Origin of the sequence: Metabacillus litoralis, assembly GCF_007994985.1 — a bacterium.
GTDB classification, from domain to species: Bacteria; Bacillota; Bacilli; order Bacillales; family Bacillaceae; genus Metabacillus; species Metabacillus litoralis.
Genome location: NZ_VOQF01000014.1, coordinates 34869 through 50357, shown reverse-complemented (window position 1 = coordinate 50357; position 15489 = coordinate 34869). Strand labels below are relative to the sequence as shown.

Annotated in this window: 11 protein-coding genes; 3 read left to right on the top strand and 8 right to left on the bottom strand. The window is 34.4% G+C overall.

Going from position 1 to position 15489, the window contains the following annotated elements; all coding sequences use genetic code 11:
- Positions 1 to 153: 153 nt before the first annotated feature.
- Entirely contained in the window at positions 154 to 597 is a 444-nt protein-coding gene (locus FS935_RS18895; RefSeq protein WP_146950208.1) for a nucleotidyl transferase family protein, read from the bottom strand.
- 101 nt (positions 598 to 698) lie between these two features.
- Positions 699 to 1367 (bottom strand): stage II sporulation protein R, encoded by a 669-nt coding sequence (gene spoIIR, locus FS935_RS18890; protein ID WP_146950207.1) that lies wholly within the window; start codon positions 1365 to 1367, stop codon positions 699 to 701.
- Between the two features lie 290 nt (positions 1368 to 1657).
- Here spoIIR and FS935_RS18885 point away from each other — a divergent pair, with 290 nt between their 5' ends.
- Positions 1658 to 2206, top strand: a complete 549-nt coding sequence (locus FS935_RS18885) for a DUF4240 domain-containing protein (RefSeq protein ID WP_146950206.1) — start codon at positions 1658 to 1660, stop codon at positions 2204 to 2206.
- A gap of 445 nt (positions 2207 to 2651) precedes the next feature.
- On the opposite strand, the gene prmC is transcribed toward FS935_RS18885, so the two are convergent.
- Together prmC and prfA are read right to left on the bottom strand one after the other, a co-directional pair.
- Positions 2652 to 3521, bottom strand: a complete 870-nt coding sequence (prmC, locus tag FS935_RS18880) for a peptide chain release factor N(5)-glutamine methyltransferase (RefSeq protein WP_146950205.1) — start codon at positions 3519 to 3521, stop codon at positions 2652 to 2654.
- A gap of 6 nt (positions 3522 to 3527) precedes the next feature.
- Positions 3528 to 4598 carry a peptide chain release factor 1 gene (prfA, locus tag FS935_RS18875; protein ID WP_146950204.1) on the bottom strand — a complete coding sequence of 357 codons (1071 nt, stop codon included), beginning with the start codon at positions 4596 to 4598 and terminating at the stop codon, positions 3528 to 3530.
- A gap of 157 nt (positions 4599 to 4755) precedes the next feature.
- Here prfA and gloA2 point away from each other — a divergent pair, with 157 nt between their 5' ends.
- Positions 4756 to 5142 (top strand): SMU1112c/YaeR family gloxylase I-like metalloprotein, encoded by a 387-nt coding sequence (gene gloA2, locus FS935_RS18870; protein ID WP_146950203.1) that lies wholly within the window; start codon positions 4756 to 4758, stop codon positions 5140 to 5142.
- A gap of 202 nt (positions 5143 to 5344) precedes the next feature.
- Positions 5345 to 5866: a MerR family transcriptional regulator gene (locus FS935_RS18865; protein ID WP_158638656.1), complete on the top strand. Its 522-nt coding sequence runs from the start codon at positions 5345 to 5347 to the stop codon at positions 5864 to 5866.
- A 22-nt stretch (positions 5867 to 5888) separates the two neighbouring features.
- Here the strand turns inward: FS935_RS18865 and FS935_RS18860 are convergent, their stop codons facing one another.
- The 4 genes from FS935_RS18860 to FS935_RS18845 all read right to left on the bottom strand — a co-directional run bounded on the left by FS935_RS18860 (position 5889) and on the right by FS935_RS18845 (position 14695).
- Positions 5889 to 6323, bottom strand: a complete 435-nt coding sequence (locus FS935_RS18860; RefSeq protein WP_146950201.1) for a hypothetical protein — start codon at positions 6321 to 6323, stop codon at positions 5889 to 5891.
- 348 nt (positions 6324 to 6671) lie between these two features.
- Positions 6672 to 7091, bottom strand: a complete 420-nt coding sequence (locus tag FS935_RS18855) for a DUF3995 domain-containing protein (protein ID WP_146950200.1) — start codon at positions 7089 to 7091, stop codon at positions 6672 to 6674.
- 21 nt (positions 7092 to 7112) lie between these two features.
- The gene (locus tag FS935_RS18850) at positions 7113 to 7694 is read right to left on the bottom strand and encodes a TetR/AcrR family transcriptional regulator (RefSeq protein ID WP_158638655.1); all 582 of its coding nucleotides are present in this window, start codon (positions 7692 to 7694) and stop codon (positions 7113 to 7115) included.
- 476 nt (positions 7695 to 8170) lie between these two features.
- Entirely contained in the window at positions 8171 to 14695 is a 6525-nt protein-coding gene (locus tag FS935_RS18845; protein WP_146950198.1) for a lamin tail domain-containing protein, read from the bottom strand.
- Between the last annotated feature and the right edge of the window lie 794 nt (positions 14696 to 15489).

Below are 15489 nucleotides of genomic sequence, written 5' to 3'. Positions count from 1 at the left end.
ATAACTCCTTTTGCAACCGTTCGATTTATCTACAAATTTCGCGGTTTTGTAGATTCTTGACTCTTGAAAGTATAAAAGAAGTCCTATAATAAAACAAGTCTTATCCACAATTTGTGGATAAGACTTGCAGTAATGTGGATAACTGTGTGGATATTAAGCAGTTCTTCTCATAATCTTTGCATTTTCTTCTTTAAGTGAGCCATTCATATGCTCTAAAGTTAAAAGATCCTTTGGAATTGCTTTAAAATCTATCTCTTCGAAGCCCATTAGTGATAAAAATTGAACTGATGCTTCTTTATTAGTTACCAAAAATAAATGATTAATACCTTTTTTCTCAGCTAATGTTTGAATACTTTGGAAAAGTGTTAGGATATGTGCTTGTTTAAGCTTATCTGACACTACTAAAGACCTTAACAATCCATTTTCATTTAATGGTTGAACGCCAATAGTCGCAACAATCTCATTTTCTCCATTTTCCATTAGTACAAAATAATCAATAATTTCTGATACACCATCAGAACTTACACCAGCTTTTTCGACAAAATCTGTTAATCTACCAAGATCCTTTTCTTCTGCTATTTTTAACTGATAAAACATGATCTCACCCCATATCATTTTTCTCTACTACAACTCTATGAGATGAAATCTAGTTTTATTCCAAAAAAAAGCGGGGGTCTGACCCCCGCCTTTTTCCTACCTTATGAAAATATCCCTTCGAACCACTCTACTAAGAAGAATTTCACTTCTACTTCTTCTTTCTCATCTTCTTCATCTATAACAAGAGCTGCTGCTTTCTCTGTTGATTTAGCTTGGTCGTTTTCAGCTACTTGCTTCTCTTCGGTTTCTTCTGCATTTGCAACAGCCTCACCATTTGAAAAGTCTAGGAAACATAATGGTGGGAAGAGTACACACCACCAGTTAGCACCTTCTGCTTCACCTAAGCTAATAAGAATTGCTTCGTAATCTCCTGCTGGGTAAATAAAATTGCCATATAGCTTAGTTGGAAAGCTAACATTATCAAAATCTACTGAATATGATTGTTGTATATTTTCCTTTTCTAGAACATCTTCCACAATAGCTTCTATTTCGGGTAATCTTGATTGAATTAATTTTCTAGCAGCATCTACAGAAGTTAATTCTTCCACCCATTCTGTGATTTCTTTATTCACTTCATCACGAATCTTTCTTTTTAATTCCTGGTCTTCATCAGAATTACTATTAGCTAGAATTCGTAAACGAATGGCCTCATCTGGTATCACCACTGGTTCCTCTGTGCTTGTTGCTGCTACTGGTTCTTTATAAACATTTGCGATTGCCCCTGCAAATAATAGGATAATATATATAAGTGCTAATTGTTGTTTTTTCATCATCTAACGCCTCCCTTGGTAGACAGTATGGACAGCGTAAAAGATTCTTAAACTATGTTTTTTAAAAATTTTTAAAAATAGATTAATAGATAGAATAATAGTTAGTTACCAAAATTAAGGATGTATTCTATGTTTTCTGAAAAAATATGGGTATGAACTTAAATATGTTAAAATATGTATTAATTGAGAAATACTATACTTACTATAACAGGTAGGTTCATTTAAGTGAGAAAATCGATTATTATATGTCAAATTTACCAATTAGCGAAGATAAAATGGAGGTCTTTATAATGGATCAGAAAGAATTGTGGAGTTTAATCGAGAAATCCAGAGAATTTGATGATCAAGCAGAATGGTTAACTGAGTTATTAGCTGAAAAAGAAGTAGAGGAAGTTGTGGAATTTGAATTTCTATTTCAAGAGTTAATGAATGCTAGTTATAATTCCCGTTTATGGGGAGCAGCGTTTGTTTTAATGGGTGGCTGCTCTGATGATGCTTTTGATTATTTTCGGGGATGGCTTATTGGACAAGGAGAAGTAGTATTTAACAAGGTATTGAAAGACCCTGAATTTTTAGCAGAATATATAAATGAAGATAACCTTGATGACGAAGGGTACCCTCAAAATGAAGAGTTACTTTCCGTTGGACTTGATGCCTATACCCTGATAAAGACTGGTGATATTGAATGGGATGACAATATACACGACGAATTATTAGAAGCTCTTGATAAAAAGGGATTGCAACCTGTAAATGACATCGAATTTGATTGGGAAGAAGATGATCTTGAAAATCTATTTCCTGTTCTATGGGAAAGATTTGGAGAAGATCCATTAGGTTAAAGGTTAAAAGCAGATAAACCGATTGAAAATGAATACAGATAATGAGGTTGGGACTAATTAAAGAAGTCATACAAAAAGACGAATAAATCTAAATTCAGTTAAGATGAAAGAAACAAGTTCGTTCCATTGCGCTGCAGACATAAGATTCGCCGGGGAGGAAGCTAAGCCTCCTCGGCGCAAGCGCCTGTGGGGTCTCAGCCTTTCCTCTGCACCCGCAGGAGTCAAATGTCTTCCACTCCATTCCACTAGTTCTTAAAAATAGTATGCAAAATCCAAAAATCTATCGAAGTATGCAAATAAAAACCCGAAATATTAGGCGAATAATTAATTGAAATATCTCCTAATATTTCGGATTTTTCATTAACTTAAATACTTATGTCCAACCTCATTCTATAAAAAACACTGATATATGATATGTGTATCTTGATATATTCAACAGAACCCGTTAATCTTGCTTCAATTCTCCAAACACCATGCGATCTTTCCCATTGATATCATAAACAACCTCAACATTTGCATGTGGAAGGGCTTGCTTCAGAAGGTTTTGTACATCCTCTCCTTGACCTGCTCCAATTTCAAATGCGATTAAAGCTCGAGTATTCAGGAGTTCCTTCATATCTGAAATTAATCTTCTATAAAAGTCGAGTCCATCCTTTCCTCCTGCTAATGCCCGCATTGGTTCATAATCCTTCACAACAGGTGAAAGAGTTTCAATTTCCCAATCAGGTATATATGGAGGATTTGAAACGAGGATGTCGATTTTTCCTTCTTCAGCTTTATTTGCAATCGGTTCAAGTAGATCACCGTGTAAAAATTCTACATTAGCCTGCAAAGCTACTGCATTTACTTTAGCAATTTGTAAGGATTCTTCTGCAATATCAACAGCACTCACTTTGAATTCCGATTTTTCTAAAGCTAATGTGATGGCAATCGCACCGCTTCCAGTGCCTATATCAACTACATTGATCTCTTTTTGATCTGCAAACATTTTTGTAGCTCTTGTTAGAATTCCTTCAACAAGCTCCTCTGTTTCTGGTCTAGGGATAAGCACCTCTTTGTTCACTTTAAAACGTCGTCCATAAAATTCTTCATAACCGATTAAATATTGAACAGGTATGCCTTCTCCATGTTTTTTTACATCATGTATGAAGATTTCCTTTTGTTCTTCTGAGAGGACCAGTCTCAAATTTGACAGTAGTGTCGCACGCTCCATATTTAAATGGTGACGCAGCAATAACTCTCCAGCATTTTCATCTCTTCCCGCTTCCTTTAAAAAAGAAGAAGCCCAATTAAGGGCTTCATATACAAATTTCACCTTATTCTACTCTTCCGCATCTTGAAGTCGGCTTGATTGATCTTCAACGATTAATGTTTCCACGACTTCATCAAGCTTTCCTTCTAGAATTTGATCAAGCTTTTGAATTGTTAAACCAATTCTGTGATCTGTTACACGGTTTTGCGGGAAGTTATACGTTCTGATTCGCTCTGAGCGGTCACCTGTACCAACTGCTAGCTTTCGGTTTTGGTCAATTTCTGCTTGTGCTTCACGTTGGAATTTATCATACACACGAGCACGAAGAACCTTCATTGCTTTTTCTTTATTTTTGATTTGTGATTTTTCATCCTGACAAGATACAACTGTATTTGTAGGAAGATGTGTTAAACGAACAGCAGACATTGTTGTATTAACACTTTGTCCACCTGGTCCACTTGACGCGAACGTATCTGTACGAATATCTTTCTCGTGAATCTCTACTTCAACTTCTTCTGTTTCTGGAAGGACTGCAACTGTCGCTGTAGATGTGTGAATACGTCCACCTGATTCTGTTTCAGGAACACGTTGAACACGGTGAGCACCATTTTCAAACTTCAGCTTCGAATAAGCACCTTTACCATTAATCATAAAGATAATCTCTTTATAACCACCAGTACCTGTTGCGTTTGCTTCCATTACTTCTGTTCTCCAGCCCTGCATTTCTGCAAAACGACTGTACATGCGATATAAATCTGAAGCAAATAACGCAGCTTCATCTCCACCAGCAGCTCCACGGATTTCCACAATAACGTTTTTATCATCATTAGGATCCTTGGGTACAAGAAGAATCTTAAGTCGAGCTGTTAACTCTTCTTCACGATCTTCTAGCTCTGATAGCTCTTCTTTCGCCATTTCGCGCATTTCTGCATCAAGCTTTTCATCAAGCATTGATTTCGTATCAGCAATTTGCTCACGAACTTCTTTATATTCACGGTACACTTCAACTGTTTCCTGTAAATCGGATTGTTCCTTTGAATATTCACGCAGCTTTTTAGAATCTCCGATAATGTCAGGATCCATTAATAGCTGATTTAGTTTTTCATAACGATATTCTACCGATTCTAAACGATCTAACATACATGTCACCTCAATTTTCATGCATAACATTATAATTATAGTATAGGTCACATAAAGCGTCAAAAGCAAATTCATCTTATTTGGCTTATATTATAATAGTATGAGTTAAGATCACACCAGTTATTAAATAATTCCACAATGAAAAGAGGTAGTTAGCTTGAATATTAATAAAATTCATCATGTAGCCATTATTTGTTCTGATTACGAGGTTTCAAAGGATTTTTATACCAATATTCTCGGATTTGAAATAGTTGCAGAAGTTTATCGTGAGGAACGTAGGTCATATAAATTAGATCTAAAGGTAAATGATACATATCAAATTGAGTTGTTTTCATTCCCAAACCCTCCTAAACGACCTACAAATCCTGAGGCTCTAGGTTTACGACATCTAGCATTTGAAGTCGATAATATCCAGTCTGCAGTAGAAGAGTTACTAGAAAAAGGGATAGAAGTAGAAGATATTCGGGTAGATCCTTTTACTGATAAAAAGTTTACATTCTTTCCTGATCCAGACGGTTTACCACTAGAATTATATGAAAAATAAATTAGGTTCGACATTACAGCATCATATTATGTAAAACATCCACTTTCTTTGCCGAATACATACTTGTTTTGTCTAACGTGAAGGTAACTAGCTTTAAGAGTCGAAAACCTACTAATAGAAGTTCACATGTCTGTTGGTTTGTTTTTGGATGATAAGAAAGCTGCAGTTTGATTATGTACTGATAATGTTAAGGAGGAAGAAGATGAATAGTACAACAACTGTCACTAAGTTACTTGGGGTTTCTAGAAGAACATTGATGAGATGGGTTAGTCAATATGACATGGAGTTAGAGAAAAATGAACTGGGACATTATCAATTTTCTGAAGATGATATTGAGAAAATTAGGCAAATCCAACAGCAAACCCTACATCAAACACCTCAACAACCTGATACATTAGACAACATTCGGAAGGGGTCTTTTAAAAGAATGACAACAACAATCGATACTACTAAATTTACTGAAATAAATAATCGTGTTGATGAACTAGAAAGACGAATTAGAAATAAAGCAGATGATGTTGTTTCCTATCAAGTTTTACAGCATAGAAGAGAAATGGAAGAATTAACATCTACCATACAAAAGCTTGAACAAAGAATAGATGAGCTAGAAAATGGACAAAAACGCGAGGCTCCTGCTAAAGATCAATTACTTGTTTTTGATAGCATTTCAGCTCCTAAAAAAACCAGAAAGAAGAATTTAATTAGTTCAATTTTTGGTTTCTAACAAGGGGCATCAACGCCCCTTATTATTTTTGTTTCAATTCAACATCAATCCGATATCTAGGTAATGCTGTGATCATTTTTTCATGTATTTCTTTCACTCTTTGTTTCTTTTCCTTCTTTGAGAGATCTTCTGTTGTATACACTGTTACGTGAATTTTATTTCCAAACATCATAACCGGTCCTAATGATAATTCCTCTTCATCCATAATTGCTTCTTCAAGCTTATTCTGATCTGATCCGAGATCAGGTCTGGATTCTGTCAAATCAATAAAATTTGGATTCTGATTCGGCACATACGGCTCATCTGCTAATTCCTGATTTTCATAAGTAGCATGGCCATCCTTCATCAAACGTGTTCCATTAATATCCTCCGCTTGAGGCTCATAGCCTTCTCGCGCTTGCATTTGACAGCCTGTTAGACATAAAGAAAAAATTGATAAAAGTAACAACTTTTTCACTTTTGCACCACCTCCTATGCTTTATGTTACCCGAATAGAATTTTTTTCATGAGCATAAAGAGGTTAAAATAATTTGTTATTATAAAGAGTTCTCGATTAAAATGAATAATTTACTATCATCTCAAAATGTTAAGCTAGGTTTAACTCAATGTTGAATTTTCAGCACTATGTTCAATGAAGTAAATATAATATTACTCACTTCTGTCCATCCAGAGAAGCTCGCAAAAAAAACCACAGGTGCTTAGCTTAAGAAGAGGCTCTTGGATCTAGGAAAAAAGAGTTTATTTTGTCATTAGGAAACCGAATGCCTATAACAAAATCGACTACTAAGCATTAATAGAGCCAAAATTATAACCAAGAAGTCATTAATATAATTCCTAAAAATAAGCAAAGAGGGGTGTATAATTGCGTATCGTACTTAGAGAAAGTAGTGTTTTTTACTCTCTTGGAGAAACCAAAGTATTTGAAATCGCCAATAGATCTAAGTAAAAAAATGATGCTAAGGATGATGCTTGACCATTTCGTAAAGGAATTTGGTGTAAAAAAGGAAATTAAGTTGTTCTGTACTAATAATATAAAGGCCACACCAATCATGCCAACTGCAACAATTACCGTTTCAACCCTTCTTGGAGTAAATGCAACTTTCCCCTCTTTTTTTTCTGGTAAAACAGCTTGAATTCCCTTTGTTCCACCGAATACCCAATAAAAATGTAACACGCTTACCAGAGCTAAGATTATAACCGATGAGTAAACCAAAAATAGACGCATCTACATACCTCCACTCTCATTTTATTCCTGTTCAACGCCTTCCCAAATCATTTCAAACTGTTCACGAAAAATAGGGAAAATATTATCACTTATGTCTTGACTAACAGACCAATTTATTAAGGTGTTAAAATAGATTCCTACTAGAACAGAGGCGATCACTCTTGACTCGAAACGAGTATTTATTTCTTTATTTGTTTTTGCTTCCTCCATCAGTGCAGTTAGGGTTTCTGTAAATAAGTTTATGTTTCTTGATTCATCTTTTAATGCAGAACGAATCGTCTCAGATAAAGTGATTTTTAAGAGGTCTGAATTTTCTAGATAAACAGATAAGAGATCCTTGAAGATGAGTAGGAGCTTTTGTTTAATTTTCACATTCTGATATTTTTGTATGATTTCACAAAGAAAATCATTTTGTGAATTGCCTAAGTACAGTAATAGGTGTTCCTTCTTCGGGAAATAATTAAAGAATGTCCCCTTTGCAATGCCACAGGATGATGCGATTTTCTCAACAGTAACATTGTCATATCCATACTCCTTAAACAATTTAATTGATTTAAGAAAAATTTGTTTTTTTAATTCCTTTTTTCTTTCTTCTCTTAACAAGCATACTTCACCTCCATAAAAATGATCGTAGTCACTTATTGACTACAGTCATTTTAACATAATTACCTTATTTTAACAATTAAATTTCGCAAAAGGCTATAAAATTCCTCCATCAAAGGTAAGGTTTGCATACTTTTTACATTTTTAATACCTTGTTGAAACATGCACTGGATAAATGTCTAGCTTCATCTATGCATGAAATCACTCTATGTTATCGTGTTATTTTTGATGAAAATTCTTATGCTAATTCACCCATTAAAGTTACTGATAAAAATGCGAAGAGACCAAATTATGCGTGATTTGGTCTCCAACTTTTATATGTTTCTCACCGACAAATTTACTACTTTTTCGTATCTATCTGCCTTTAGGTTTTTTTATCTGACTTAGTTCAATCTAATGATGGGTAGTTTGTCATTTTAATATAATTCAATCTCATAAGCACCTTGCAAAAAAACAATATTTAGCTTAAACATATTTTATATTACTTTTCTCCGTTGATTAAGAGAAAATCCAACTCCTATCACAAAGAGAAACATTCCACCAAGAAGAATAGTAAACATGTTAGTCCCTGTGGCCGGTAAATGATAGCCACTTTCTGGAATATCCATTTCATCCGCCTTATCATCTGGTGTCATTTCAAAAGCAGCAAATGTACTAAAATGATCAGTAGTTGCAGTAACTACTCCGTTAGCATAATTTCCACCAACAAATTCCCACTTTTTCAAATCTTCATTGTAGTAATAAATCTTCACGTTATCTTGATTCTTCACTTTTTCTTTTATCTTAAACTCCAGGATCATATTCTGTGAAAATTCATGATAAGTCTTATCTCCTGATGTAATACTAAAATCATACACAGCACTTACCGATTCTTGAATATCCTTCATACGCTCAATATGAATAACAACATCATTTCCAACAGGTAGGTTAGCAGTTGGAATTAATACATTCACATCTTGATTTTGAATCGAAAGCACTAATTGTTTTTCTTTTATTAGTTGAATTTGTTGCTTTGTTAATTGAACTTTAACGTTGTATTCCTTTTTTAGGTCTAAAATAACTTTTGTATTCTTTGATAGTCTCTTTAAATCTTCTGTTTTAATTGTTGCTTTTCCATCCTGTATTTTAACAGTAATATGTTGATTATCGTTAGACACATCTTTACCAGGTTGATTTGTACCTTTGCCTGGTTGTTCTGGATTTCCGCCTGGATTATCTCCTTCTCCTGGTTGCTCTGGATTCTCCCCTTGGTTATCTCCTTCTCCTGGTTGCTCTGGATTCTCTCCTGGGTTATCTCCTTCTCCTGGTTGCTCTGGATTTTCGCCCGGATTATCTCCATCACCTGGCTGTCCTGGGTTTTCTCCTGGATCAGTTGGATTCGTTGTTTCATCTTTACCTTTTGTGAATGTCCAAATATCAGATACTGATTTTCCAGTGTATTGATCTTCGGCAACAGCATACCAAGAATATGTTTTATTCTCTGTAAGGCCTGTCCAAGTCACTTCAGCTTCACTACCACTCGGCACATTTTCTTGTTTTCCGATTTCTGTATCTGTTTTGACATTTACAGAAAAATAATCAGTGGCTACTCTTTTTTCATCTACACTCAGATCTAAATCAATGATCATTTCATCTTTACCTGGATATTCACTTGGATCATAGTAGTTATAATCATCTAAATATGGTGAATACGTATTGACGATAATTCTATTATTATCTTGATCAAAATGTAAAAGCTTCATATAGCCTTGACCACCCTCAGGACCACCTTGATAGTCACCAAGCATTTGATATACTTTGCGATCTGTAACTCCATCATTATTATCATCAATTTCACTTATCAATGTCTCTGAATCATGATAATGACCGCTAAGAACCGCGATGACATTTTCATTTGGTTCAACTACTTGTTCATATATCTCGTTACCTAAAGGACTTCGATTTCCTGAAACGAGTAAATATTCATGAAAGCTTAAAATCGCTTTTCGATCAGGATATTGTTTTAACACATCATTGATCCATTCTAAATCTTCATCTTGAATTCCCCAGCCCATATAAACCATGATAAAGTCATTACCATTTTCTGAAATTAGGTCATAATGTCCACGATTGTTTTTATACGTATCACCGTAGTATGGTTTATCTTCAAATCTATCAGTACCAAACCACTTATAATACTCAGTGTAATCATTAGAAAGTTGATCAACATCATGGTTTCCTGCTAAAACACCATATGGAACATTGTTATCATCTAAAACCTTCATATATTCATCAGCATATTTCCACTCTTGCAGCTGATCAAAGTTATCAACTAAATCACCTGTATGGAACACGTACTTTATCTTTAATTCTTCTTGTTTTTCAGCAATCCAATTTGTTTGTCTTTCAAAAATGTAAGGATAGCTTTCTGAATAATATTGAGTATCAGACATCCACACAAATGTATAATCATATTCATCAGGAGTACTTGGAATTTCATCTTGAATCAATACATTGATGTTTGAATTTTTTACAAAATCACTAACCTCAACATACCCTATTAATTCAAAATCCTCTGCTCCTGCAACTTTATACGTAACAAGCTGCCACTTCGCTTCACTATGATTCCAAGCATACATGGACACCTTTCTTCCCTCTAGAGAATTTCCACTCCAAGTTAACTCAATTTCATCATTTTCATCAATGGATGAATCAACTTGAACATCAAATCGGTGATATGGAAACTTCTCACTTGAGTCAGTGATCATATAGGTTCCATCTTTCTTTGAAACAGATGAGATATCTTCGTCTGTAAAGGCTGCTTCCCCTTCTGGTACCATCGTTTGTGGTGGTTCAAAATCAGTTGAATTTTTAAAGGCATGAACTTTGTCCGTGCTGTTCATATCATATTTAAAGCCTTGATAATACTTTACATCTAAATCATCTCCTGAGGGATCTGTAACCTTTACTTTTAATCTAGGATCACCAGTAACAGGTGTAGAGCTACCATCTGTTGGAGAAATAAGCTCTGGTTTAATAGGATTCTCATTAGTGACAGAGAATGTGACAGCCTTTTCCGCTTCATTTCCAGCTAAATCTGTCGCCAAAATGGAAAGTGTATGTTCACCTGCTTCTAGCTGAGATGATGCAGTGTTGAACGGTAGCTGTATTTGTTCACCATCTAGTAATGCTTTAACTGTATTCACTCCTGCTATCTCGTCTGTTACAGTGGCATCAATTGTAAAGCTGCCTTTATATTCTTTTCCTTCAATAATCGTTGTTTCAACAGAAGGAGCTGTGTTATCAACCAATACTGTTTTTGTAATATCATGATCTGAATCTTGAGCTTTAACAACATGTTCTCCATCTTCCACTGTTGTTGTGTTCCATGTATATGTTTTAGATGTTGTATGCTCTTCAGTAATCGTGAAGGTAAAGTCTTCAAATGGACGGAATGTACCATCATCACCCATATCATAGACCTTTGTGGGATCACTTTTATCAGTATCTCTTAAAACAGTGCCATCCGCTAAAATCAAGCGTACATTACGTAAGTTATAGTCATCACGATTTTCTTCATCTTCTTCAAGCTGGAAGGGTGATGCTTTATTACCTGCTCGAACAGTAAGGATGTTTTCACCAAGCTGTAAACGATCTGCTTCAACAGGTATCGTGAATGTTTTCCAATGTGATAACCAGTCTTTGTCCATTAAGAACAAAATATCATCACCCATTGTCACTGCGTTTTGGAAATACGTATTCAGTCCATTCACTTCAAGCGCTAAATAAGCTTCTGTTTCTAAGGAGTGATACGTTTCCTCTGTTAACTCTTCGTTATCAACAAATAGCTTCACATTTTTTGCTTCTTCTTCCTTAGAAGTAGCCTTTAATATTTTACTTTTAGACAGAACTTGCTTGTCTTCTACGTTTAAGCGAATATCTGAATTATCAATTGTATTTTTTATGATAATCTTGTTGATTTCACTTTTTACTTCATTTGTACCATCAGAAACAGTAAAGAAATATTCAACATATTCTTTGCCGATAAGCTCTGAAGCATAAATCATATTTTCATATAAATGCGTTTCAGAGTCTAATGTTAATAATGTCTCATTAAAAACATCTTGATCATTTGTACGATAAAACAATCTTACTGATTTTACTTCTACATCATCTGATGCTGCTGCTGAAATTTTTATATCCTCAGTTTGCAGTATTTCAGTGATGTTTGTTTTATTGTCAAATGTTGGAGCTACTGTATCCCTGACGATATGCACTGGTTTTTTTGGTACTTGATTAGCATCAACAGCTCCTGGAGTTGCGTCAAGAAGACCAGCACTAGTTTTCACCGATTGCTTTGATCCGTTTTCAGGATATTTGAAAACAATTCCTTTATCTGCGACAGTATCATCAGCATTAACGACATCGTTGTAATATGAAACGGTGATTTCTTCTTTCGTATTTGTAGCAACAACAAGTCCTCTAGGTGAACCATTGGCCATTCCATCACTATAAATTCTAGTAATATCTTGATTTTCTACTAAATTTGACCCATAGTGTGCATTAAAATCTGCAACTGTTTTCTCACCATTTTGTGAATTAATAATCCAAAACACAAGTGTCTCTTTAGACGGAATAACAACATCATCTGGTACAGAAGCCCATACAACATCACTAGCTGGGTCATTTCCATAACGATATTGAAGCTTGTATTCCTTAAAGTTCAGATCCTGATTTGTATTATTGTAGATTTCAACAAATTCATATCCATCAGCTGAACCAACATTTGTTGTATCAGGAACGATTTCAGTCACTAAAAACTGCGGAATTTTTTCATAATCTACTTCATCTTTTGTGACGGTGATAGCAAATTCTTCAGTAGTTGATGTATTTGTCCCATCTCCCGCTTCAATATAATAGATCATATTTTCTTCTACATCTAAACCAGGAATGGTAGCAGAATACTTGGCTGTATCTGCACTCATATTCATTGATAAGGTAGTAAAGTTCTCCCCACCAGCTTTTTTATAATAAAGAGTAGAGAATGGAACTGCCATATTATCTGTAATATCTGCTTCTATTGTGATTGCTGAAAAGGCATCACTTTCAGTCACAGGTACATGGTTGATAACAGGTGCTTCTGTATCCTTAGGAATTTCTTCAAGCTCAATTGGCTTTGTTGGTACTTGAACAGGTGAAATGATTCCCGGATTTGGTGCTGCAAGTACTTGATATTTCTCCATTTCAGTTCCTTTAGCTTTGAACATATAATGAATATCTGCACCTGTATTATCATTTTCATTTCCTAGATAGCTTGCTGAGATAACCTCTGAGTTCATGCTATCTTTTAGAATGATTGCACGATTACCTCCATTAGCAAAACCTGGGAATACATCTTTATATTCGATCACTTGATCAGCTGTTAATGCTGAACCAAAGTTTGCATTAAAATCATCTAATGTACGACTTCCATTGTTAAACCAAAATACCAGAGTCTCTTGTGGTTCAATTGTCGTTTGAGGTACTTGAAAAGCAACTTCTTTTCCACTATCTGTATACTTATATACAAATGAATAGTTCATTAATGTTAAAGGCTGAGTTGTATTATTATAAAGTTCAAAGAACTCATAATAATCCGTTCCACCACCAGCGGAGTTTGGCGAAATTTCAGTAATTAATACCGGCTGTTCACTAAACGTTTCTTCAGGTAATTCTACAGAAATCGTATATTCCTCTGATTTAGCTATGTTTACCCCATCTGATGCTTCAAGATAATATGTAATCGTAGAAGTAACATAATCGCCAGGGATTTTTGCTGCAGCTATTGTTGAATCTTCTCCATCAACAACCATTGGTAAAGATCTAAAATCAGTATCTTCTTCATTTTTATAATATAGTGTTGAAACTGAATTAACTGCCTTATCATCTGTTATTTTTGCAGAAATGTTAATTTCAGTAAACGCTTTACTTTCATTTACAGGTGTATGGTCAATAACAGGTGCTTTAGTGTCTTCTGCTGGAGGTTCCTCTAATTCTACTGGTTTAGCAGGAACTTGAGCAGCTTCAATTATACCAGGAGTTGGTGGTGCTACTACTTTAAGCTTGTCCATAATAGTTCCTGTAGCTGGGTATTTATAATCAATCCCATTTCCAGTAGTATTATCAGCTTCATTACCAAGGTAGCTTGCTGATACTAGCTCAAGATTATTTTTATCCTTGATAATAAGTGCACGATTCCCTCCGTTTGCAAAGCCTGGGAAAACATCAGTAAATTCGATCACTTGATTACTAGCTAAATTCGTTCCAAATTGATTGTTAAAATCAGTTAATGAAAGATTTTTTGGATTATACCAAAATATAAGAGTTTCCTGTGCTTCCATTACTGTAGCTGGAAGTTGAAATACTTTATCTCCATAACTACCATCTGTGTAGTGATAAACAAAAGAATAGTTTGTTAATGATAGCTGTTGATTTGTATTATTATATAGCTCAAAATACTCGTAATTATCTGCTCCTTTTGAATTAGGAGTTATTTCAGTGATTAAAATTGGTGAAAAACGATTAAAATCTTCTTCTACTTTATTAGTAGATTCTTCAGATTTAGTAGGAGGTGTTTCTTCTGTGCTTTCATCTTGTGGAGTAGGTACAAGATCAGTTTCAGTTGTAGGAGTCTTTGTTGTGTTTTGTGATTTCTCTACTAGTTGCTCGGATTTCTCAACTTCTATCTGCTTAGCTTCTTCTTGAGAATCTTTTTGTATTTCCTTTTCCGAATCAATAACTTCAGCACTTTCTTCAGGCTCTACTTGATCTATAGAATCATCAGATGTACCGTCTACCTCCTCATTTACCTTCTCTTTTCCTTCTGTTTCCTCAACGTTCAGTATAGTAGGTTGGTCTCCACTCTCCGCAGCATAAACTTTCTTCACTGGAAGTACTGATATAAAATTAGAAAAAACAATCATAACTAAACAAACATAAATAAACAATTTCTTACTAAATCTAAATACTGCTCTTCCGCCCATAATATCCTCCTCAAACTCTAGTAATCTAGTTCATGTTAATTCTAATTCAACTATGTAAACTGAATTTAAAAAGGATGTAAATATTTATAAACTTTTCCATATATTATTAAGGAATTGTAAAGAGTATACATATATACAATTCCAATAAATATTGGTTAATAGTTATTAATTTAACGAACTAAATGAAATGCTCTGGAAGGGAGTTTTATTTTATCTAAGAAGAATAGTATTACATGCTGTAGCAATAAGACTTGTAATAAAGAACCTAAAATTATAAGGAAGAGTTGATAATAGGGGATGGGATATCCAATAGAGTTTTGATATTCATAAAATAAAGGATGGTTTCCAATAGATGATTATTAAGTTCGAGGGAAGTAGATAGGTTAATCAGTTCTGTTCAAACTAATGATAGTAATGATTGTGCTCTGATTAGAGTGTCATGAGGTGCTGTAATTAAAGAGATAGCAAAATGGCAATCTTAAAAAATGTCCAGTACAAAGATGAACAATCCTACAATAAATAAGATCTTTTAGCAATAAGACTAGTAATAATGGAAGGAAGAGTTGATTTAAAATTATAGGAGATCGGATATCCAATAGTTTTGAGATACATTAAAATAAAGGATGGTTTCAATGGATGATGATTAAGTACGATGGAGATGTACAGGTTAATCGGTTCTGTTTAATTCAGCTTGTAGTAATATTCTTCTTCGAAACGTTACTTGTTACTTAGGTTACTTAAATCTATCTACACAGGGTTATAGAAGATGGTAATAATGTAGTCTTAAAGGGTTT

What these genes read in the sequence shown, in the direction of transcription:
- prfA (WP_146950204.1), bottom strand. Translation starts at nt 4,598, where the DNA reads ATGTTAGATCGTTTAGAATCGGTAGAATATCGTTATGAAAAACTAAAT.
- FS935_RS18855 (WP_146950200.1), bottom strand. Translation starts at nt 7,091, where the DNA reads ATGCGTCTATTTTTGGTTTACTCATCGGTTATAATCTTAGCTCTGGTA.
- FS935_RS18865 (WP_158638656.1), top strand. Translation starts at nt 5,345, where the DNA reads ATGAATAGTACAACAACTGTCACTAAGTTACTTGGGGTTTCTAGAAGA.
- FS935_RS18845 (WP_146950198.1), bottom strand. Translation starts at nt 14,695, where the DNA reads ATGGGCGGAAGAGCAGTATTTAGATTTAGTAAGAAATTGTTTATTTAT.
- FS935_RS18895 (WP_146950208.1), bottom strand. Translation starts at nt 597, where the DNA reads ATGTTTTATCAGTTAAAAATAGCAGAAGAAAAGGATCTTGGTAGATTA.
- spoIIR (WP_146950207.1), bottom strand. Translation starts at nt 1,367, where the DNA reads ATGAAAAAACAACAATTAGCACTTATATATATTATCCTATTATTTGCA.
- FS935_RS18885 (WP_146950206.1), top strand. Translation starts at nt 1,658, where the DNA reads ATGGATCAGAAAGAATTGTGGAGTTTAATCGAGAAATCCAGAGAATTT.